Source organism: Maribacter algicola (genome assembly GCF_003933245.1).
Classification (GTDB): Bacteria; Bacteroidota; Bacteroidia; order Flavobacteriales; family Flavobacteriaceae; genus Maribacter; species Maribacter algicola.
Window position 1 is genome coordinate 1,135,005 of the sequence record NZ_QUSX01000002.1, and the last position, 22,994, is coordinate 1,157,998.

19 protein-coding genes are annotated in these 22,994 nt (G+C 39.2%); 18 read left to right on the forward strand and 1 reads right to left on the reverse strand.

What is annotated here, in order from left to right; all coding sequences use genetic code 11:
* Positions 1-39 precede the first annotated feature (39 nt).
* The 18 genes from DZC72_RS14195 to DZC72_RS14280 all read left to right on the forward strand — a co-directional run bounded on the left by DZC72_RS14195 (position 40) and on the right by DZC72_RS14280 (position 21,375).
* A complete protein-coding gene (locus tag DZC72_RS14195) occupies positions 40-1,374 on the forward strand; it encodes a flippase (protein ID WP_125223561.1) in 1,335 nt (444 codons plus the stop codon).
* Positions 1,371-2,747 carry a phenylacetate--CoA ligase family protein gene (locus tag DZC72_RS14200; RefSeq protein WP_125223562.1) on the forward strand — a complete coding sequence of 459 codons (1,377 nt, stop codon included), beginning with the start codon at positions 1,371-1,373 and terminating at the stop codon, positions 2,745-2,747. The genes DZC72_RS14195 and DZC72_RS14200 overlap by 4 nt, the downstream gene beginning before the upstream one ends.
* Positions 2,748-2,782: 35 nt before the next feature.
* Positions 2,783-3,898: a glycosyltransferase family 4 protein gene (locus DZC72_RS14205; protein WP_125223563.1), complete on the forward strand. Its 1,116-nt coding sequence runs from the start codon at positions 2,783-2,785 to the stop codon at positions 3,896-3,898.
* Positions 3,899-3,900: 2 nt separating this feature from the next.
* Complete coding sequence (locus tag DZC72_RS14210; protein ID WP_165869330.1) at positions 3,901-5,166, forward strand: glycosyltransferase family 4 protein; 1,266 nt, start codon at positions 3,901-3,903, stop codon at positions 5,164-5,166.
* Positions 5,167-5,242: 76 nt separating this feature from the next.
* Positions 5,243-6,442, forward strand: a complete 1,200-nt coding sequence (locus DZC72_RS14215) for an O-antigen ligase family protein (protein WP_125223565.1) — start codon at positions 5,243-5,245, stop codon at positions 6,440-6,442.
* 211 nt (positions 6,443-6,653) lie between these two features.
* Positions 6,654-7,769, forward strand: coding sequence for a GDP-mannose 4,6-dehydratase (gene gmd, locus DZC72_RS14220; RefSeq protein ID WP_125223566.1), 1,116 nt, complete (start codon positions 6,654-6,656; stop codon positions 7,767-7,769).
* A gap of 741 nt (positions 7,770-8,510) precedes the next feature.
* Complete coding sequence (locus DZC72_RS14225) at positions 8,511-9,611, forward strand: GDP-L-fucose synthase family protein (protein ID WP_125223567.1); 1,101 nt, start codon at positions 8,511-8,513, stop codon at positions 9,609-9,611.
* A gap of 65 nt (positions 9,612-9,676) precedes the next feature.
* Positions 9,677-10,549, forward strand: a complete 873-nt coding sequence (locus DZC72_RS14230) for a glycosyltransferase family 2 protein (RefSeq protein WP_125223568.1) — start codon at positions 9,677-9,679, stop codon at positions 10,547-10,549.
* A gap of 21 nt (positions 10,550-10,570) precedes the next feature.
* A complete protein-coding gene (gene wecB / locus DZC72_RS14235; RefSeq protein WP_125223569.1) occupies positions 10,571-11,695 on the forward strand; it encodes a non-hydrolyzing UDP-N-acetylglucosamine 2-epimerase in 1,125 nt (374 codons plus the stop codon).
* 97 nt (positions 11,696-11,792) lie between these two features.
* A complete protein-coding gene (locus DZC72_RS14240) occupies positions 11,793-12,866 on the forward strand; it encodes a glycosyltransferase family protein (RefSeq protein WP_125223570.1) in 1,074 nt (357 codons plus the stop codon).
* 3 nt (positions 12,867-12,869) lie between these two features.
* Positions 12,870-13,874 carry an SDR family NAD(P)-dependent oxidoreductase gene (locus DZC72_RS14245; protein ID WP_125223571.1) on the forward strand — a complete coding sequence of 335 codons (1,005 nt, stop codon included), beginning with the start codon at positions 12,870-12,872 and terminating at the stop codon, positions 13,872-13,874.
* A 3-nt stretch (positions 13,875-13,877) separates the two neighbouring features.
* The gene (locus DZC72_RS14250) at positions 13,878-14,321 is read left to right on the forward strand and encodes a WxcM-like domain-containing protein (RefSeq protein ID WP_125223572.1); all 444 of its coding nucleotides are present in this window, start codon (positions 13,878-13,880) and stop codon (positions 14,319-14,321) included.
* A 29-nt stretch (positions 14,322-14,350) separates the two neighbouring features.
* The gene (locus DZC72_RS14255; RefSeq protein WP_125223573.1) at positions 14,351-15,502 is read left to right on the forward strand and encodes a polysaccharide biosynthesis C-terminal domain-containing protein; all 1,152 of its coding nucleotides are present in this window, start codon (positions 14,351-14,353) and stop codon (positions 15,500-15,502) included.
* A 173-nt stretch (positions 15,503-15,675) separates the two neighbouring features.
* A complete protein-coding gene (gene wecB / locus DZC72_RS14260) occupies positions 15,676-16,809 on the forward strand; it encodes a non-hydrolyzing UDP-N-acetylglucosamine 2-epimerase (RefSeq protein ID WP_125223574.1) in 1,134 nt (377 codons plus the stop codon).
* Positions 16,810-16,818: 9 nt separating this feature from the next.
* The gene (locus tag DZC72_RS14265) at positions 16,819-18,018 is read left to right on the forward strand and encodes a glycosyltransferase family 4 protein (protein ID WP_125223575.1); all 1,200 of its coding nucleotides are present in this window, start codon (positions 16,819-16,821) and stop codon (positions 18,016-18,018) included.
* A 220-nt stretch (positions 18,019-18,238) separates the two neighbouring features.
* Positions 18,239-19,375 (forward strand): glycosyltransferase family 4 protein, encoded by a 1,137-nt coding sequence (locus DZC72_RS14270; RefSeq protein WP_125223576.1) that lies wholly within the window; start codon positions 18,239-18,241, stop codon positions 19,373-19,375.
* Positions 19,376-19,666: 291 nt separating this feature from the next.
* On the forward strand, positions 19,667-20,728 hold the full coding sequence (locus DZC72_RS14275) for a hypothetical protein (RefSeq protein WP_125223577.1): 1,062 nt from the start codon (positions 19,667-19,669) through the stop codon (positions 20,726-20,728).
* Between the two features lie 2 nt (positions 20,729-20,730).
* Entirely contained in the window at positions 20,731-21,375 is a 645-nt protein-coding gene (locus DZC72_RS14280) for a sugar transferase (protein WP_317127160.1), read from the forward strand.
* 448 nt (positions 21,376-21,823) lie between these two features.
* Here DZC72_RS14280 and DZC72_RS14285 read toward each other — a convergent pair whose 3' ends face one another.
* The gene (locus DZC72_RS14285; protein WP_125223578.1) at positions 21,824-22,906 is read right to left on the reverse strand and encodes a GNAT family N-acetyltransferase; all 1,083 of its coding nucleotides are present in this window, start codon (positions 22,904-22,906) and stop codon (positions 21,824-21,826) included.
* Positions 22,907-22,994: the final 88 nt, after the last annotated feature.

Genomic DNA, 22,994 nt, shown 5'->3' on the forward strand with positions numbered 1-22,994 from the left:
AATTGCTTTGGAGTTTATATGATGAATACAACTAAATAAATGATAGCCAAACTAAAAAAAATCACTGCAGAAATTGGGTTTAAAAGGTATTTTAAAAATACTGTATGGGTATTTGGAGGAAAGGTTTTACAAATTATTTCAGCTATTTTTATTGGTGCATGGGTTGCTAGGTATTTGGGGCCTGACCAATTAGGTATATTGAGTTACTCCCAAAGTCTAATCGCCCTTTTCTTGGCATTATCTACACTAGGCCTAAATGGTATTTTAGTTCGTGAATTAGTTAATAGGCCAGAAAAAAAAAACGTACTACTTGGCACTTCGCTAATTCTTCAGACTTGCGGTTCCATTTTTTTAATGCTACTGTTAGTATATTTTGTCTATAGTTTTGAAGAAAATGAACTTACAAGGAAAATTATTATCATATTAGGTTCAGCAACATTTTTCGATAGCTTTACCGTAATCACCCTTTATTTTCAGAGTACCGTAGAGAGCAAGTTCACAGTTCGAATAAACATTGCTGTACTCTTAATTTCTGCATTCGTCAAGATATTTCTCATTTTAAGTAAAGCGCCTTTAATATTTTTTGTAATACTTATTCTGGCAGAATCTATTTTGACAACAATCGGTCTTATTTGGTTATATACAAACAAAGGACTTACCCTTTTTAATTGGTCATTTTCAAAGAAAATAGCAAAGAAATTACTAAAGGATAGTTGGCCATTGATTCTAAGTGGAATAATTGTATCAATATACATGAAAGTAGATCAAATCATGATAAAGGAAATGATGAATACGGCTTATGTTGGACAATATTCAGCTGCGGTGAGGCTTAGTGAAGCTTGGTATTTTATTCCATCCGTAATTAGCACTTCGCTATTTCCAGCTATAGTAAATGCTAAAAAACGATCTGAAGAATTGTATTACGAAAGACTACAAAAACTCTATGATTTAATGACCCTTTTTTCTATTTCCATAGCCTTGCCCATGACCTTTCTCAGCGGATGGTTGATTAAAATCCTTTATGGAGAAGCTTATTTTTTATCTGGGGATGTATTGAGTCTTCATATTTGGGCGGGGGTCTTTGTATTCTTGGGTGTATCCAGAGAAGGATGGATACTGAGTGAAAACCTACAAAGGTATACAATGGTATACTTAGGATTGGGGATGATTTGTAATATACTTCTAAATCTATTTTTAATTCCAGGTTATGGCATAATTGGAGCTGCAGCTGCCACATTAATAGCCCAAGCCGTTTCAGTTTTAATAGCGCCTGCTTTATTTAAGAGCACAAGAATATCATTCGTTATGATGATAAAATCATTGACCTTCTATTCAATATTTTCCAGAATAACCCTAAATAAGGAAATTAAATGAAGAAAGTTTTTTACTCCTTAAAAGTTTTTTTAAGAAAACCTAAAATACTAAATAAGTTATATAGCTTTCTTCATAAGTTAAGAAGTAATAGAATTCATGAAAATATCTTAAAAGAATTATTCGAATTAGAAAAATCGACTGAAGAAGAAATTAGCATAAACCAAAGCAGAAAATTGCAAAAGACTTTGCGGTATGCGTTTGAAAACACGATTTACTACAAAGAAGTTTTTATAAATCACCGAGTAATTGATGGTAAAATATTTGATTTAAAAAAAATCCCAATTCTTACCAAGGACATCATAAGAAAAAATCAACTACAATTAATTAGTAAGGAATTCCATATTGATTATTTAAGTAAAAAAAATACTGGTGGGAGTACTGGAGAGCCACTTGTTTTCTATACGGACTCCAAATCGGGACTTGTAGATAACGCGCATCATTACTACCTATACACTTTAATGGGATATACCCCAAACGACACGATCGTAAGTTGTGGGGGGTTCGAAATTGATAAAAAAACAAGGGAAAAGAATATTTATTGGGTTCATAATTCTAAGGATAATGTCTTTGGAAGTCTCAGGTTTTCCGTGTTATACTTGAATGATGATAATATTTCTTACTATGTGATGAAAATATTGGAAATCAAACCTAGTATACTTCGTGGTTATCCATCTTTTTACTACACTATTTCCAAGTTTATCTTAAAAAACAATATATCAATAGATTTCCAAGTTAAAGGCATTAATCTAACATCTGAGATGTGTTCCCCGGATCAAAGAGAAATTATTGAAAGGGCATTTTCGACCAAAGTATTTTTTGAATATGGTCACACAGAAGTATGTTTATTTTGCTACACTAATGGTCACGATTATACATACCATTCTTCTCCCATTTATGGTTATCTAGAAGTGATTAATGAAGACGGTTCCGACACGGAAATTGGCCAAGTTGGAAAAATAATTGCTACAAGCCTAATTAACCATGGTATGCCCTTTGTTAGATATGATACTGGTGATCTTGGTGAAGTTGCCTATAGAAAAGGAGGGTATTTAAAATTTAGTAGGATTTATGGTAGATCACAGGATTACATAATCACTAAAGACAATCAAAAGGTCTTCTTGACCGCTTTAATTTTCGGCCAACATTTTCAAGCATTTGCTAGAATTGAAAAATGGCAAATAATTCAAAATTCAAAAGGAGAAATAAACTTTCTTATAATACCAACTAATTCGTATGATAAAAAAGATGAATTAGAAATTGAACAAAAAATTAAAAATGTAGTTGAAATAGACATCGCATTTGACTATGTTGATACTATACCACTAACAAGTATGGGCAAACATCTTTTTCTTAAACAAAACCTTAAAGTTTGAAAACCATTCTTCATAATTTTCAAATACAAAAGTAAATGATTGAACCCAAAATTTGCTGTATTTTTAATTTGGCCCCACACTACCGGGCCCCCATTTTTAAGCTCATGGACCAAGAATTGGGCTGTGACTTTTATTTTGGCGATAGGGTTCAAACCCCCATCAAAACCATGGAGGTGACGGAATTAAAGGGGTATCAAAAAACCCTGAAAAACATTTATATTCCCAAAACAGGCTTTGAGTGGCAAAAAGGGGCTTGGACTTTGATTTTTAAACCCTATACCCACTATATCATTACCGGTACCCCGGGTTCCCTCTCCAATTGGCTATTGCTTATTTGGAGCAAGCTACTGGGTAAAAAAGTTTTTGCTTGGAGCCATGGCATCAAGGGGAATGAGACCAAAAATGGCCTCTTGATTGCCAAAAACTTTTATAAACTGTGCGACAAGATATTGCTTTACGGGGAGCGGGGAAAAACAAAAATGGAAGCATTAGGCTTTGCGTCAAATAACTTAGTTCCTATCTATAATTCCTTGGATTACAAAGTTCAATGGCCCATTCGACAACAATTAAAACCTAGGGATATCTATTACAATCATTTTAACAACCACGACCCCGTCCTTATATATGTTGGCCGAATCCAGAAAAGAAAGAAATTGGACCTGTTGGTGCAAGCCGTCCATGATTTGAACCAAGAGGGAACACACTGTAATTTGGTAATCGTTGGATCGGACGTGGATGACAACGAACTACCCAAAATGGTTGAAATGCTAGGTATACAGGATAAAGTTTGGTTTTTTGGCCCTTGCTATCTGGAGGAAAAAATTGCAGAACTTCTTTTCAATGCCGCTGTATGTGTTACACCAGGCCCTGTTGGCTTAACTGCCCTACATGCCCTAACCTACGGCTGCCCTGTAATTTCCAATGACAATTTTGAAAATCAAATGCCTGAATATGAGTCTATTGTTCCAGGGGTTAGTGGTGACTTTTTTCAAGATGACAACCTTACAGATCTTAAACATACCATAACTTCATGGATTACAATGGATGACAAAACAAAAAAAGAAGTTCGAGATAATGCTTCAAAATTAATATCTGAAAAATACAATCCAAATTATCAAATTGAGGTTCTTCAAAATATACTAATATGTTAAGCATGAATATACTTTGGGTTTCCAATCAAATTTTTCCGGATTTTGCACCTACTTTGCATCAGAACAAACCTATTAACGGCGGATGGCAGTTTGGTATGGCCAAGGATTTGGTAAACGCGGGTATTGAGCTGAGTATAGCAACCGTTAGACCAAATATCCCGGATACCCAAAAAAAAATAGAGGGTATTCATTATTATCTTCTTCAAGGAAAAAAATCCATTCTTCATTATGATGCCAGTTTGGAACAAAAGTGGAAAAGTATCGTCGAAAAAATACAACCCGATGTAATCCATATTCACGGTACGGAATATGCACACGGATTGGCCTTGGTAAAGGCCTGCCCGCAAGTAAAGATAGTAGTATCCATTCAAGGATTGGTTGGGGTCATTTCCAGATATTATCGGGGGCAAATGCCCCTGTTGGATATCTTAAAGAATCTAACCCTTAGGGATATATTACGCCAAAACTCCATTTGGCATGCCCAGCGCAAATTCCAAAAGAGGGGTAAACTAATCGAAAAAAAGTATTTGACCCTATGCACCCATTTTATAGGGCGTACCCAATGGGACCACGACCATGTGATTTCTGGCAATCCCAAGGCCATGTATCACTTTTGCAACGAATCCTTGCGGGATGCTTTTTATACGGCACCCAAATGGGTAATGAAAAACATAAATAGGCATACCTTGTTTTTAAGCCAGGCCCTCTACCCTATCAAAGGCCTGCACAAGGTATTGGATGCCTTGCCCTTGGTGAGGGAAGTTTTTCCGGATGTTCAGGTTCGGGTAGCGGGGATGGACATTACGAAGACGGCGACACTGATGGATAAACTCCGTTTGGACAACTACGGGAAATACATTAAAAAACAGCTTAAAAAATTGGGACTTGCCCAACAGGTCACCTTTACAGGACCTTTGGACGAACAAGGGATGGTAGGGGAATACTTGGCCTGCCATGCCTTTGTTTGCCCGTCCAATATTGAAAACAGCCCCAATTCCTTGGGGGAGGCCCAATTGTTGGGAGTTCCCTGCATCGCTTCCTATGTGGGGGGCGTACCGGATATGGTGGACCACGGCAAAACGGGCCTATTGTACCGTTTTGAGGAAACCGAAATGCTGGCGCAACACATCATCCGATTGTTTCAACAGGATGCCTTGGCCCAGGCCTTGGGTGAAAATGGTATTCCTGAGGCCCGGGATCGACATAATAGAAAGACCAATTGTGAGACCACCTTGGCCATTTATAAAAAAATTCGGGATAGCGAATAATCCATTCAGCTCTAAGTGCACCTGAAATACATTTTAACCTTAGTTTTGCAGTGAAAACCAAAATTATCTTTTATACATGAAATCCTTAGCCGTTTTTTGGAAGCCCATGACCTTGGTATTTTTGGTGCTTTTGACAGTTTACCTTCTGAATCCTTTTAATCTTGGATATCTAATAGGCTACCTGATTGCCTGTTTAATACTTTTACAAGGCTCTTTTTTGGCAAAAAATCTGGATTTAGATTTTGTCTTGTTATTGCTTTTTTCAAGTACCTATGCGCTTTTTTATGCCTTTGATTATGAAAGCAGGGGTGCCCAATACATTGCAATTTTCGCCATTACGCCTCCTTTTTTTTATTTATTGGGAAAATATTTGGTCAGAGATAATATTCATACAAAAAGTCTCTTTTTTCTTCTCTTTGCCATATCTATCATTTTCTCCACAACTGCGGCAATTTCCGTTTTTATTAACTTCTTAAAAGGAGGTTTTGTACAACTAGAACGCACCATTGGGATGTTTTGGGACAATTCCCCAACCTCCGCCACCATCATGGGGTCCTTTTTTACGCTCAACATGTGTATTCCAGCTCTATTAATTATTGGTGTAGGAAAAAAAATCATTAGTTTTAAGGTATTAGCAATTGTTGTCTTTATTATCTCATTAATTTGTTGTATCCGCTTGGGAAGTCGTACCCAATTGGGTATTTTTTTGATTACTTCTGTTTTATCTATTCTTTACATAATTCCAAAACAAAATTCAAAACAAAACCTCATGCTTTTTTTCGTATTAGGTGGAATTGGATATTTTATTTCAACAAAGGTCTCTTTTGACTTAGATGCGGATTGGTTGACCACTTTTGCCGATCGTATGGAAGGCAAGAATACAGGAATTGCGAGTGGCGGTGGACGTACGGAACGATGGGTGAAGTCTTTGGAGTATCTGTTTAAATATCCCCTAGGTTGGGATGTCAATGAATTTGGTTTTGCCCATAATTTTTGGTTAGATGTATTGAGAGCGAGTGGTATAGTCCCCTTCATTATCCTAATTATTTACACAATACGATCGTTCATGCAACTTCGAAAAACACTAGGAATGATTAAAGATGATATTATTTTTAAAGGGCAAATTCTAATTTATTTTTTTGCATTTATGATGATCTTTATGGTGGAGCCCGTTATGGAGGGCATTTTTATGACCTTTATTGTTTTTTGTATCTATAAAGGTATCATCAACAAATACCGTGATACGTTGCAATCTACAACAGGGGAAACGCCGTAGTTCCAATGAAAGAGAACTTAAATAATTTTGGACATGCCTCATCGTCATTTATTTGACTTCTTTGCCTCTTTAACAATAATCTAGCTTTTTTCCTGTTTTACCCATTAGTTAAACGAATTTACCGGCCCTTGTACCCAAAAGTTATGGCGGCCCGTCATTTTTTACGACTTTTGCAAACTGAAATATCCAAATACCTAAAGAATAATTGACCATGAGCAAAGTAGCCTTGATCACTGGCGTCACCGGCCAAGACGGTGCCTATTTAAGTGAATTCCTATTAAAAAAGGGATATATAGTACACGGCCTCAAACGCCGATCTTCCTTGTTCAATACGGATCGTATTGACCACCTCTATCAGGACCCGCACGAAAAACAACGGAACTTTATCCTCCACTATGGGGATATGACGGACAGTACCAACTTGATACGCCTCATCCAAGAGATCCAACCGGACGAAATCTACAACCTGGCGGCCATGAGCCATGTACAGGTATCCTTTGAGGTACCGGAATACACCGGAAATGCGGACGGCCTGGGCACGCTTCGAATCTTGGATGCCGTACGTTTACTGGGATTGGAAAAAAAGACCCGTATCTATCAGGCCTCCACCTCGGAACTGTATGGAAAGGTGCAGGAAGTTCCGCAATCCGAAACGACGCCCTTCTATCCCAGAAGCCCCTATGCCGTGGCCAAAATGTATGCCTACTGGATTACGGTCAATTACCGGGAAGCCTATGGCATGTATGCCTGTAACGGAATATTGTTCAACCATGAGTCCCCCATCCGGGGAGAGACCTTCGTAACCCGAAAGATTACTAGGGCCACCTCCCGTATCGCCTTGGGCATGCAGGATAAGTTCTATCTAGGGAATTTGGATGCGCAGCGCGACTGGGGCCATGCCAAAGACTATGTGCGCATGATGTGGATGATCCTTCAAGCGGATAAGCCAGAGGATTGGGTCATTGCAACGGGCAAAACGACCCCAGTACGCGATTTTGTACGAATGGCCTTTAACGAAGTGGGTATTGAACTCGAATTTAAAGGTACCGGGGTGGACGAAAAGGCCTATGTAAAAGCCTGTACCGATCCCAAATATTCCTTGGAAATCGGAAAAGAGGTCCTGGCCGTAGACCCCAAGTATTTTAGACCCACGGAAGTAGACTTATTGATTGGGGATCCCACCAAGGCGAACACCAAATTGGGCTGGAAGCCGGAATATGAATTGGAGGATTTGGTAAAGGACATGATGCGAGGAGACCTTAAACTCATGCAAAAGGAACATTACCTCAAGGAAGGTGGTTATAGAATCATGAATTATTTTGAATGATAGAAATAGTCAGGGATTAGGAGATAGGAGTTGTTAGCTAAAAGTGGCCAGTTTTCAGTGCACGTTGCGCAGTAGTCAATTAAGAATTATGCATTGGCATAGAGAGAACGGTGAATTGCTAAGAGTTCAGAGTTAGGAAATTGAGGTTATTAGATCAAAACCTGAAACCTGAAACCTGAAACCTGAAACCTGAAACCTGAAAGTTAGAAGTTAGAAGTTAGAAGTTAGAAGTTAGAAGTTAGAAGTTAGAAGTTAGAAGTTAGAAGTTAGAAGTTAGAAGTTAGAAGTTAGAAGTTAGAAGTTAGAAGTTAGAAGTTAGAAGTTAGAAGTTAGAAGTTAGAAGTTAGAAGTTAGAAGTTAGAAGTTAGAAGTTAGAAGTTAGAAGTTAGAAGTTAGAAGTTAGAAGTTAGAAGTTAGAAGTTAGAAGTTAGAAGTTAGAAGTTAGAAGTTAGAAGTTAGAAGTTAGAAGTTAGAAGTTAGAAGTTAGAAGTTAGAAGTTAGAAGTTAGAAGTTAGAAGTTAGAAGTTAGAAGTTAGAAGTTAGAAGTTAGAAGTTAGAAGTTAGAAGTTAGAAGTTAGAAGTTAGAAGTTAGAAGTTAGAAGTTAGAAGTTAGAAGTTAGAAGTTAGAAGTTAGAAGTTAGAAGTTAGAAGTTAGAATAAAGTAAAATAGCAAAAAACCAACAACGAGCAACCCTTGCCCTGAGCGCAGTCGAAGGGAACAACTAACAACGAGTAATGAACATGAACAAAAATTCCAAAATATACGTGGCGGGACACAGGGGTTTGGTTGGCAGTGCCATTGTCCAAAACCTAAGGAACAAAGGCTACCATAATCTAATCTTCAAAACCCATACCGAACTAGATCTAACGGACAGTGCCCGAGTTGCAGATTTCTTTGCGGCCGAAAAACCAGACTATATATTTTTAGCGGCCGCCAAAGTGGGCGGAATCGTAGCCAATAACACATATAGGGCCGACTTTATCTATGAAAACCTGATGATACAGAACAATGTCATTCATCAGGCCTATATCAACGGGGTAAAAAAATTGTTGTTTTTGGGAAGCACGTGTATATATCCAAAAAACTGCCCCCAACCCATGAAGGAGGAATATCTCTTAACGGATGTTTTGGAATATACCAACGAACCCTATGCCATTGCCAAGATAGCGGGAATCAAAATGTGCGAAAGCTACAACCTGCAATACGGAACCAACTTTATTTCTGTAATGCCTACGAACTTGTATGGGCCCCAGGACAATTTTAATTTGGAAAAATCCCATGTGCTGCCCGCGCTAATCCGTAAGATCCATTTGGGCAAGGCCTTGGAAGAAGACAATTGGCGTGTGATCGATACGGACCTCGACCATCTGCCCATTGAAGGCGTCGATGGGTCCAACACCACCCTTGAAAAGCTGGCCATCATGGAGCAATATGGCATCAGAAAAGAGGGGAATAACGTGCATGTGGAAATCTGGGGCAGTGGAAGCCCCATGCGGGAGTTTTTGTGGTCTGAGGACATGGCGGATGCCTGTGTATTCCTTATGGAAAACCGGGACTTTGCCGATACCTATGCCAAAAACGAGCGGGAGATTCGAAATACCCATATCAATATTGGTACCGGGGAGGACATCAGCATTGCCGATCTGGCCCAGTTGATTAAGGAAACCTTGGGGTTTCAAGGGGATTTCGTTTTTAATACAGACAAACCCGATGGTACATTAAAAAAACTAACGGATGTGAGCAAGCTCCATGCTTTGGGATGGAGGCATTCCATTGCCCTTTCCGATGGTATAAAAAAAGCCTACAACTGGTATCTGGAATTGGGGCGAAAAACAACCTAAAATATATAGCTCTTTATTGCCATTTAAATAACTAAGACCCAAACAATTAAAAACCTCTAAACCTGATGTACCGTATTGCTGTATTGTTAACCTGTTTCAATCGCAAGGAAAAAACCCTAAAGGCCTTATCCGCCCTTCACAAAGCCCATGAAATTGAAAAGGACCGGATTTCGATGTCCATTTACCTAACGGATGACGGTTCCACCGATGGCACCGGAGAAGCGGTTAAAACGGCCTATCCTGAAATCAAGGTATTACAAGGTACGGGCGATCTCTATTGGGCAGGAGGCATGCGCCATTCCTGGACAGAGGCAAAAAAGCGGGACTACGATGCCTATTTGCTCTTAAATGACGACACTTTTGTTGAGTCTCGCCTGTTTACAGAACTCCTTGATACGCACACCTATTGTTTAAAAAAATACGGCCAAGGTGGCGTTTATTGCGGAGCAACTAAAGATAAGGAGACACAGGAATATACCTATGGAGGGCATAACTTTACGAACAAATTTTTTGCTGCTTTTAAAAGCGTTATCCCTAATGGTAAAACTCCACAAGAATGTGAGTTGGGAAACGCCAATATCATGTGGGTCAGCAAAAATGTGGTCGATAAAGTTGGGATATTGTCTGATGGTTATGTTCATGGACTGGCCGATTACGATTATACTTTAAAAGCCGTAAAAGAAGAATTACCGGTACTAATAACCCCTAATTATTTGGGCACCTGTGTGAATGATCATTCCAATCCCTACATAAAATTTCCAAAATTATCATTTAAGCAACGATTGGATTTTTTATACAATCCTATTGGACTAGACTTTAAATCAAATTTAACCTACAATAAACGCCATTTTCCAATTCGTTATCCATTCGTTTATTTAACCGGTTGGCTGAAAGTCTTTTTTCCAAATATTTATAATAAAAGACACAGGCACATTTAATTGACCTCAAATACAAACCAAATGAAAATAAAGAATTTAATCGTTTTTGGAACTAGACCTGAAGCTATCAAAATGGCGCCTTTGGTAAAGGCCTTTAAGAAAAACGAAGATTTTGTAACAAAGGTATGCGTTACCGCGCAGCATAGAGAGATGTTGGATCAGGTGTTGGACTTTTTTGATATTGTTCCTGAATATGATCTTAATTTGATGAAGCCTGGTCAAAATTTGTATAGCTTGACTGCCGGTATTTTAATGGAATTGAAACCAGTTTTAGAAGAGTTTGAACCAGATTATGTTTATGTGCATGGGGACACCACTACCACAATGGGATCAAGTATCGCAGCTTTTTATTCCGGTGCCAAGGTTTGTCATGTAGAAGCGGGGTTACGAACCTTCAACAAACTATCACCTTTCCCAGAAGAAATTAATCGTACCATAACTGGCCATATAGCGGATTATCATTTTGCCCCTACCCAAACCTCTTACAATAATTTGTTGAAAGAAGGAATTCCGGCAAAGTCAATATTAATAACAGGAAACACAGTAATTGACGCATTAATGGAGAGTGTTTCCATTGTTGATACGGCGACTAATTCAGAAATTGAAAAATTAAAATCAACATTGGATTTTTCAAAAAGGATTATTTTGGTAACTGGACATAGGCGTGAAAATCATGGTCAAGGATTTATCAATATCTGTCATGCCCTAAAGGAAATCGCTGAAAAACAGGATAATATACAAATTGTCTACCCCGTACACTTAAACCCCAAGGTGCAAAAACCAGTATATGAAATTTTGGCGAAAACTGACAAGGTTAAACTTATAGATCCATTAGCTTATCCGGCCTTTGTTTGGCTTATGAATAAATGCGATTTGGTCATTACGGATAGCGGAGGGGTGCAGGAAGAAGCGCCAAGTTTAGGAAAACCTGTACTGGTTATGAGGGACACTACGGAACGCCCGGAAGCTGTAGATGCTGGGACCGTTATACTGGTAGGAACAGACAAGGATAAAATAGTTTATGAAGCCTTGGATTTATTGACCAATGAAAACCGCTATCAAAAAATGAGCAAGCTTCATAACCCCTATGGAGACGGAAAAGCTAGCGAAAGAATTGTAGATTTTATAAAAGACTTGGATGATTAGTCTGCCAAAAAAAGTTAGTTGAACCTTTATAAATCCTAATTACTTAGTTAAAAAAATTAAACAGATTCTTCCTCAAGAGCTATAAAATCAAAATTTTATGAAAATTGCATTAGTATTTCCAAACAACGTATTTAGTGCACCTTATTTGGATTATTATACCAATTTCCTAAATAAAGAAAAAACATCTTATAAATTGATAATTTGGAATAGGGCAAATGAGGAGGAAGAGAATACCATTGCCTTTAAAAGCAACTCTAAATCAAGTTCACCTTTTGCAAAAGCATTAAACTATTACAAATTTGGGTCTTTCTGTAAAAAGGAAATAAAAAATGGAGACTTTGATAAGGTCATTGTATTTACACCCCAATTGGCAATTTTTTTGTACTCATTTTTAAAAAAGCACTACTCAAATAAGTATCTAATTGACATAAGGGACTATACCACAATTATACCTTATTTTAAGAGAAGATTTTTTAAGCTAATAAAACAGGCCCAAACAGTTTGTATATCATCCGAGGGTTTTACTTCATGGCTACCTAAGAACAGGAATTATATTATGAGCCATAATGTTCACCTCCAAAGAATAAATCACTATTTATTGAAGGATTACAATAAAAAAAATTTTTTCAATGATGGTACTATAAATTTTGATACAGTAGGAGCTTTAAGGGATTTCACAACAAATTCTTCGATAATGAAAGAGCTTGGTAATAGAAAAGATTTCTTTTTAAACTTTATAGGAAGTGGTTGGGCCTTACCAATGCTTCAAAAATTCGCATTAGATGAAAATATCAACAATGTTCATTTTCATGGAAGATATGATAAGAAGGAGGAAATTCAGCTATTACAAAACACCGATATTTTGAACATTATCCAAAATGCGGACAAAATTAGCAACTTTGCCATAGCTAATAGACTTTACCTTTCTGGTTTACTAAGAATTCCATGTATAGCTAGAAAAAACACAGAACATAGTCGTGTCATCCATAAATATGGATTGGGCATAACAATAGAAAATTATAACGAAATCCCAGAGAAAATCATAGAGTATAAGAGCACATTTAATAAGGAACAATTTATTAAAAACTGTACCGTTTTCTTACAGGATGTAAAAAAAGACTACGACCGTTTTGAAAATGCGGTCATCCAATTTATAAATGAAACCCATTAATCCATGTTCAAAAATAAAACCTTACTGATCACCGGGGGAACCGGCTCTTTTGGCAATGCCGTACTCAACCGTTTTTTGGAAACGGATATCAAGGAAATCCGCATCTTTTCGCGTGACGAGAAGAAGCAGGACGATATGCGGAACCAATTGAAGAATGAAAAAGTAAAATTTTACATTGGCGACGTACGGGATTACAACAGTATTGAAAAGGCCATGCGGGGCGTGGATTATGTGTTCCATGCAGCTGCATTAAAACAAGTACCTTCTTGTGAGTTTTTTCCATTGGAAGCGGCACGAACCAATGTCTTTGGTACCCAAAATACCATAGACGCGGCCGTGGCCAACAAGGTGAAGCGCATTATCTGTCTCAGTACGGACAAGGCCGCCTACCCCATCAATGCGATGGGAATAAGCAAGGCCCTTATGGAAAAAGTGGCGGTAGCGGCCTCCAGAAATATTCCCAATGACGAAACGATCGTATGCCTCACCAGATACGGTAACGTTATGGCTTCAAGAGGTTCCGTAATACCGCTTTTTGTCAAACAAATTGAGGAAAATGTGCCCCTAACCGTTACGGATCCCAAAATGACCCGTTTCCTAATGTCCCTGGAAGATGCGGTAGACCTTGTTCTTTTCGCCTTTCAACATGGCAACCAAGGGGATCTTTTTGTAAACAAGGCCCCCGCCAGTACCATTGGCGACCTGGCCGTGGCCGTTAAGGAAATCTTCAACGCAAAAAATGACATTAAGGTTATTGGAACCCGCCATGGGGAAAAGCTCTATGAAACCCTTTGTACCCGTGAGGAAATGCAAAAAGCGGAGGATATGGGGAATTTTTACCGTATTCCCGCGGACAATCGCGACCTTAATTACAGCCGTTATTTCTCTGAGGGCGAGACCAATATCAGCGAAATAGAGGATTACCACTCCCACAATACGGAGCAGTTGTCCAACGAAGGTCTCAAACAGACCCTACTCAATTTGGAGTACATCAAAAACCTGTTGTAGCCTTTGGCTTCCTTGGTGCACATACCTGGAGCTGTTTTTGAGGACGAAAGAGGCCTGCTTACCTTTTTCAATACCTTTGACATGTCGGCAGTTAAACGCTTGTACCAGATTGCCCCTGCGAACACCCAAATCATAAGGGCTTGGCAAGGACATCAAATTGAACAGAAATGGTTCTACTGTATCCAGGGCAGCTTTTTGATTCAGACGGTAGCCATCGATGATTTTGATGCACCAAGCCCAAAAGCGGAAATCCAAAAGCATCAATTATCCGAAAAGGAACCCAAGGTGATGCACTTACCGGGCGGACACGCCTCTGGCATTCAAGCCACAGCACCTAATTCCGTATTATTGGTGTTTTCCGATGTAACCTTAGATGAATCCAAAGCAGATGATTATCGATTCCAAGTTAATTACTGGAAGACGGAGTGGATGGTCAGTAGTCAGTAATTAGTTAAAGAAACGAGAAAAAAATTAAAATGCAAGGACATAACAACATACGTGTAGGCATCACTGGACAGGCCGGTTTTATAGGCTACCACCTTTATCAAACCTTGGCCTTACGCGAGGACGTGACTTTGGTAGATTTTGAACGTTCCTACTTTCAGGAGAACAGGAAACTGGAAAAATTTGTAAGCACCTGTGATGTTATTGTGCATTTGGCCGCCATGAACCGGCATGAGGACCCACAGGTCATCTACGATACCAATGTGGATTTGGTCCAAAAATTAATCCAAACCTGTAAGGCTACCGGAGCAAAACCGCATATCCTATTTTCCTCTTCCTCACAGGAAGAAAAGGACAATCTCTATGGAAAATCCAAAAAGGCTGGGAAGCAACTTTTTATGGAATGGGCAGCCCGAAGTGGCGGAAAAGCTACCTCTTTGACAATACCCAATGTCTTTGGCCCCTTTGGAAAACCCAATTACAACTCCGTTGTTGCCACTTTTTGCCATAAAGTAGCTAGGGACGAGGAAGCAAACATCATCAATGACGGGAAAGTGGGACTGATCTACATTAATGAGTTGATCGCTCATTTTGTTTCGGTCATCTTTGGAACTACAAGCGGAGAAACTATTGGTGCAAACGGTTATGCCTTGAACATCGCCCCCAATCACTATGTCAAGGTCTCCAAGATCTTGGCCCTTTTAAAGCAGTATAAGATGGACTATATGGAAAATGGAATTTTCCCCAATTTGGAAGACCCCTTTGAAAAGGCCTTGTTCAACACCTTTCGATGCTATGTGCCTGAGGAACACTATCCCGTTAAATTCACCAAACATACCGATAATAGGGGAAGTTTTGTAGAAATTGCCAGAACCCAGACCCCAGGTCAGTTTTCATTTTCTACCACGGTTCCCGGAATTACCAGAGGCAACCACTTCCACACCCGCAAGGCGGAACGCTTCGCCGTCATTAGTGGAAAGGCACGTATCCAGTTACGAAGAATTGGAACAAAGGAAGTAATAAATTATGATTTGGACGGTGACGAACCGGCCTACGTGGATATGCCCATTTGGTACACGCATAATATTACCAATGTGGGGGATACGGAACTTATAACCCTGTTCTGGATCAATGAACCGTACGATCCTGCGGATGCCGACACGTATTTTGAGAATGTGGAGTGATGGTGTTAGAAGGGCGGAGTGAAGAATGCAGAGTGCGGAGATAGGAGTTAGGAGTTAGTGGTTGAAAACTAAAAGTTAGTAGAATTTAAAATTAGCGTAATGTGTATGGTGCGGTCACTGAGCGTAGTCTAAGTGAAAGCGAACAGCGAATACCGAATAGAAAAAACAAAAACATGAACAAACTTAAAGTATTGACCGTAGTGGGGACACGTCCCGAGATAATCAGGTTGGCATGCGTGCTCAACGCCCTGGATGCCCATGAAGCTATTGAGCATACCTTGGTGCATACGGGACAAAACTACGATTATGAACTCAATGAAATCTTCTTTGAGGATATGGGTATTCGAAAGCCCGATATATTTTTAAATGCAGCAGGAAAAAATGCTACTGAAACGGTAGGTAACATTCTCATTAAAATCGACCCCGTTCTGGAAGAGAAAAATCCGGATGCCTTTTTGGTATTAGGCGATACAAATTCCTGTCTTTGTGCCATACCGGCCAAAAAGCGAAAAATACCTGTTTTTCATATGGAAGCCGGAAATCGTTGTTTTGACCAAAGGGTTCCTGAGGAGACCAATAGAAAAATCGTGGACCATGTTGCCGATATCAACTTAACGTACAGTGATATCGCCCGTGAATATTTGTTGCGGGAGGGACTGCCCCCAGATAGGGTGATAAAAACAGGAAGCCCCATGTTCGAAGTATTGAACCAGTTCAAGGAAAAAATCGAAGCCTCCAATGTACTGCAAAAACTCAACCTGAAAAAAGGAGAATTTTTCGTTGTTTCATCCCACAGGGAGGAGAACATCAACAATCCCAAAAACTTTGAGGGACTGATTACCTCCCTCAACCTTATTGCCGAAAAATACAACTATCCCGTCATCGTTTCTACACATCCCAGAACCCGTAAGATGCTGGATTCCAAAAATGTAAAAACCCATAAAAACATACAATTTTTGAAACCACTGGGCTTTTCGGACTATAATGCCCTACAACACCATTCCTTTTCCGTACTTTCGGACAGTGGAACAATTTCTGAGGAATCCTCCATCCTAAACTTTAGGGCACTAAACATTAGGGAGGCCCATGAAAGACCTGAGGCCATGGAAGAGGCATCGGTAATGATGGTAGGTTTGAATCCTGAACGAATCATGCAGGGATTACACGTAGTAGGTGCACAACTACGCAATCCTGAACGGAATTTTAGACCCGTAGCGGATTATTCCATGCCCAATGTGAGCGAGAAGGTAGTCCGTATCATACTCTCCTATGTGGATTATGTCAACAGGGTCGTATGGTCCAAATAAATAACGGTAATGGATAAAAAGAAAATACTTTTTTTAGGCTTGACCTTTCCTCCTATAGATAAAAATACCAATCTATATACGGACCTTATGTATGCCTTTCATGAAATGGGGCACGAAGTGACCGTTATTGCCCCTGATGAGGAGGATAGAAAATCATCAGAACTCGTAATCGAACATGAAATTCGAGTACTTAGGGTACCAACACTGGCATTGTTCGGCAAGAACAAGATCGTTAAGGGACTTTCCAATATTCTATTATCGAATCAATACAAGCGAGCTTTTAAGCGACATGGACTCACCGCCGATTTTGATACCATCATCATCCCTACCCCGCCTATTACGCTGATCGATTTTGCGGTGTGGATAAAAAAGAAATCCAAAGCAAAATTGTACCTGATTTTGCGGGACATCTTTCCACAAAATGCCGTTGACTTGGATATGATGAAGAAAGGAGGTATAATCTACAATTATTTTAGAAAAAAGGAAAAAAAGTTATATGACCAATCGGACAGTATTGGCTGTATGTCCCCGGCAAATATTGAATTCGTAAAAAAACACAATCCTGAAGTAGCCGTATCCAAATTACACCTGCTGCCCAATTGGGAAAAAATACACGAATGGCCCCAAAACCAGGATGAAAAAGCACTTCGAAAAAAATATGGCCTCGAAAATCGCATCATTGCCATATTTGGAGGTAATGTGGGTATTCCCCAACGTGTGGAAAACATTATATTTTTGGCAGAGCAATGCCAAGAACTTAAAGACCTGGTATTTTTTATCGTAGGTAGGGGCACGGAAAAGGATAAGATAAGGGCCCTGATAGCGGACCGAAAGATAAATAACGTGATCCTTAAGGACAATCTACCCAGAAAAGACTATAACGATGTATTGGCCCTGGCCGATATAGGCTTGATTTCCCTGAACCAGGATTTTACCATTCCCAATTTCCCCTCCAAGGTCAATGCATATTATTGCTTTAAAAAACCAGTTTTGGCTTCCGTGGATGTAAATACGGATTTTGGAAGCGTACAAGAGGAGATCGGGGCCGGTTTTTGGTCCCCGGCCGGGGATACAGAAGCCTTTAAGAAAAACCTGTTACAGCTTTATTCGGATTTGGAATTGAGGAAGACTATGGGAGAAAATGGGTATAAATACATGAAAGAACACCTAACACCAGAAAAGGCATGCCTTACAATTTTAGGGCGCTGATATGATACCTATTCCCCTATTGTACACTTTGCAACCTATTTACGTATTTAACCTATTTCAGGAACCATAGAACCCAATTTTTGTGTGATTCGTTTTTCAAATGTGACCTTTGTACAATGACCAAACATGTATATCCGATATTAGTTTTTTGTTTAGATCAAACCCAAATGAGTGGATATGCAAAAATTAAGTGAGAAGGCTTGCAATAAAAAAATATGATATGAGGATAATTTTTATAGCCATGCGTTTACGTAGGGACGGATTTGCGACCAATGTACTGGATTTGGCGGAAGGGCTCATTAAGGAAGGCCATGAAATCCACTTGATCACCACTGGATTCCTAAAAAGTGAAAAAGCGGATGAGGATGCCTATTTTAAGAGCCTCCAGCGGGATATCCAGGATTGGGGCGTAAATATGTACTATTTCAAGGAACCCAAGGGGAATATATTAAAAAAGGCGTGGATGTCCTTAGTAGGTACGGTAAAAATATTATACTATATCCTTACGATAAAAGCGGATGTTATTCATGCGCAATCCCCAAATACAACCCTTTTCCCCTGGTTATTGGGAAAGAAATTCGTATCTACGGTTCATACGGACACTATTAGGCCTAACTTCTCCTACAAACACCCCCATTTATTGATTGCAGTAAGTAGTGGCTCCAAGGACTTTACCGAAAAGGTCATGGGCACCGATCCAAAAACCGTTAGGGTCGTACATCACGGGATTTCAAAACGTTTCTCCGAACCGGTTCCCAAAGCTGAAATCATTGAACTCAAGGAGAAAAACAATATTCCAAAGGATAAGTTGATTGTTGGTTTTGTAGGCCGATTGGTCAAGGCAAAAGGACTCGACGTACTGATTGAAGCCGTTGCCAACCACCTACCAAAAAATACCCTTGAAAAGATTCATTTGGTGTTCGTTGGGCATTATGATAACTCCACCGATGAAAAATGGCTGATGGATTTGATCGTGAACGGTCAATTACAGGATAGGTATAGTATACTCCCCTTCCAAGATCCAAAACCTGTGTATCAAATGTTCGATATTTTTGCACTTCCTTCTAGAATTGACACCTTTGGCTTGGTCGCCGCCGAGGCCATGATGAGCGGATGTTGTACTATTCGGGCGAATTCCTATGGTGCGGAAGACCAGATTGATTCTGGAAAAAATGGCTTTATCTTCAAAATGGACGATGCAAAAGAGCTGGCGGAATACCTGAATTTGGTCATCAACGATACCGACTTAAGGGAACGACTCGCAGAAGCGGGAAAGAAAAAGGCCTTGGAATTGTTTACCAAAGAGAAAATGGTGAAAAGGACCGTAGAGGTATATAAGGAACTACAGACCTTCTAAATATACGGACGCCAGAGGTTTCATACTTGGGGTAAAATTGTCCATCCCATGCCCTCAGGTTCATTGTTCTTATTCAATCCTTCAACTACCGAGGCTTACTTCGTATCCAATGACCAGATGGTGTTCCTTTATACAATAGCTGCAGCATCCTAACGTTTAAGGTTCTGTAGGCCCAACAGTATTGATGAAGTTGGACAAATCTACAGTTAATTTAAAAAATGGTTTGATATCCAAAATGGTTCCTATGAGACTTTATTATAATAAGTGTACCATTTTTGTTTTCTTTGCGCTATGAACAAACTGCTAGGATACGGGTCCTTTTTTCACGCTGTCACTCCCGATGGATTTAATACATCACATTCCAATTTCATGGAAGAATATCAATTGTTCTATACGGGGAGATATGCCTTAAAGGCAGTTTTTAATGGAATTCTTCAAGAGAAACCCAATGCTAATATTTGGCTGCCAAACTATTATTGTCCCTTTGTTAAGGATTGGTTGGAAAAGGAGTTTAGGCAGATTCGTTACTATAATATTGATCCCTTTGACACCGATGCTGTCCTGGATTATAAGCAGTTTCCAGCTACCGATATCGTCCTCTTTAACAATTATTGGGGACTCAAGGAAAATTCTATTCCAGAAGGTTCTAGACCCATTATTGTAGAAGATCATTCCCACGGATGGCTTAGTCCGGGCTGTGGGCAAAGCAATGCCGATTTTTGCATCGCTTCACTACGTAAAACCCTCCCCGTTCCTTTGGCTGGAATCGCTTGGAAACCTAAGAACAGTAACTTGTCCATTGACCTTTCGTCTTACGGGAGCCAAAAAACAACTGCTGAAAACCCAATGGTCAAAGCTTGGAATGGAATACAGGAGGCCATGATCTTGAAGTCAAAATGTGACAAGGAATCGGATAAAAAACGTTTTCTGGAGGTACATGGCGAAGGTGAATCCATCTTGGGGGAAGAACAAAGGATATGGCCCCTCGATATTGAACATGAAAAAAGGATCAGGGAATACCTGTTCTTAAACTATGACGATTACAAAGAGAAAAACCTTACATATATCACCGGGAAAATAGTGCCAACAAATCATTTTAAGATTTTGGAAACCAAGACCAAGGGAATTCCTTTTGGGCTTCTCTTGATCTTTAAGGAACGTGAAATGCTACAGGGGCTTAAATCTTATTTGATACAGGAGCAAATTTATCCCGCAGAACTTTGGCCAAAAAATGAAATGGACCAAAAATTCAAGTATCTCTTGAACGTTCATATGGATTTCCGTTATTCCCAAAAGGACCTGGATTATATTTTGGCCAGAATAAACAATTGGAACCAACAACAAACAGCCTAAGCATGTATAAAAAATATTTTAAAAGACCCTTGGACTTTTTTCTTTCTTTACTCGGATTATTAGTGGTTTCCCCAATACTTCTATTGGCCATTATCGCCATTGCGATCAGCTTTCGGGAAAATCCATTCTTTACCCAGAAAAGACCCGGCAAACATGAAAGAATATTTTCCGTTCTGAAACTAAAGACAATGAACAGTAAAAAAGACAAGGACGGAAATCTTCTACCGGACAAATTCAGATTAACGCCCTTTGGTATTTTCATAAGAAAGACCTCTATTGATGAATTACCCCAACTGGTAAATGTGCTTAAGGGCGACATGAGCCTTATTGGTCCTAGACCGCTGTTGATACGGTATCTCCCATACTATTTGGAAAACGAAAAACCGCGTTTTCTAATTCGCCCCGGAATTACAGGACTTGCCCAAATTTCCGGTAGAAATTACATGACCTGGGAAGAACGTTTTGAAAAAGATATTGAATACATGAACAATATGAGTTTCAAAATGGATTTATATATCATCTGGAAAACCATCCAAAAAATATTCAATCCGGGTGAAATAGAAGTAGATCCCAATTCAAACCCCGCCATGTTGGCCATGGACCTACAACGAAAAGAGTGGCCGGAATTTAAAAACGTAAAGCCCTGAATTAAGGATTAATTTTCAAGAGCCCGAAAAAAGTGTTATGGGATTTTGCCAGCGATAAATTCCAAATTCCACAGACTACAAAACTTTATGGAAGTTGCGCTTTTGGTAATTTTCAAGTATCCTAAAAACACCTAAAGTTAAACCCAAATTATGCATAAGGGGAGTGTCGTGAAGGTAAAAAGCGCAATAAAATAAATTGGTTTGGAAATTTTGGCATAGCACCGCTATGGTGAAATTGAAAATATAGCGTAGCGTTTTATTTTGAAGCGATTTTTAGCTGTAACAGCTTTTCTAAAGAATAATCCGGGTTAAACTACCAAGGGAGGATTTTAATGTAGAGACTTTACTAAGAAGTAGGTGCATCCAGAATAAGTGGTTGCTTTAATATAATAATGGATTTTTCTAAGATCCCCAAATTATCCACAAAGGTAAATTCAAGATTTCCAACCTACCTTTCCCTATATCTTGGAAAAAAGCCAGACGTAATTTCATCATTTTGGGGTTTTCCTGCCCTAAAATTAAGATCTTTATAGACTTCTGGCATGATAACCTTTCGACCGGTATAAAAGTCTATGTCAGTATCCAAAGGAAAGTACTTTTTCTTATATTGATACAATTTGTCCTCGGTTCCATCCGATAGCCCACCCCCAATCATGTAATAAGACATTCCTCTTTCGTGGGCCCATTTGACGGCATTGATCTTTAAAAACTCATTGGGCCTTAATTTAAAGAATTCGGAGTCCGTTCCGCCCAAGAAGGAATAGATCGTATTTTCTGAAATAAGAAAAAACTCGGAAGAAATAGGAATACCATTAAAATGAACAAGGCCTACCGCCAGGTTGGATGGGTTCGCCTTCGCAAAATTCAAAAAGTAGGATTCAGGATGATAAAAGGAGTCAATAGCGTCCCTTCTATCCATCGTTCCAATATAGACCTTATAAAAGTCTTTGATATCCTTTTCATCTATGTTTCCATGGGCTATACTGAACACAAGGCCAGACTTCTCTGCCTTTCTAAACTGGTTACGTGTATTGGATTTAAGATTGGACCAAAATTTATCCCAATCGGTAATATCGCCTTTAACGTTCAACAAGGTATGGACGGCCTTGCCTGAATAATGCTTATAGTTCCCAAAAAAATTAAATCGCAAGAACTCCGTAACAACATTGTTTTTTTTGTACCAAGCGTCCAACTCCGTCCAAAATGACATAATACCCTCTTGGTCTAAATGGGAGCTAAAAAAGGGCCCATTGTAACCCCAAGGACTACTGACATCGAAATATCCCGTATCCTCACCATTCAAATGAATATTCCTAAGCAAAAAGGGCATAACGGCAATCACCTTGCCGTCCTCAGAAGTAAAAAGAAAATAATTCAGTCTTTGTTGGTCGTTCTGGTTGCTATTCAGTAATTCATATCTATAATAAGCACTTTCACAACCTACATCATCAAGTGCCTGATGGTAGAGATCGATATTTTCAGCGCTTTCAAAAGTATATTTCCTTAGGCCAAAAACCTGAGTGGTCGTCATAGTATGCTTGTTTAAAATTGTAAAACGCGAATGAATAAAAAGAATTGCCCTAGTTGAAAAGAAATTTAATTTATTACAAAGATTAAAA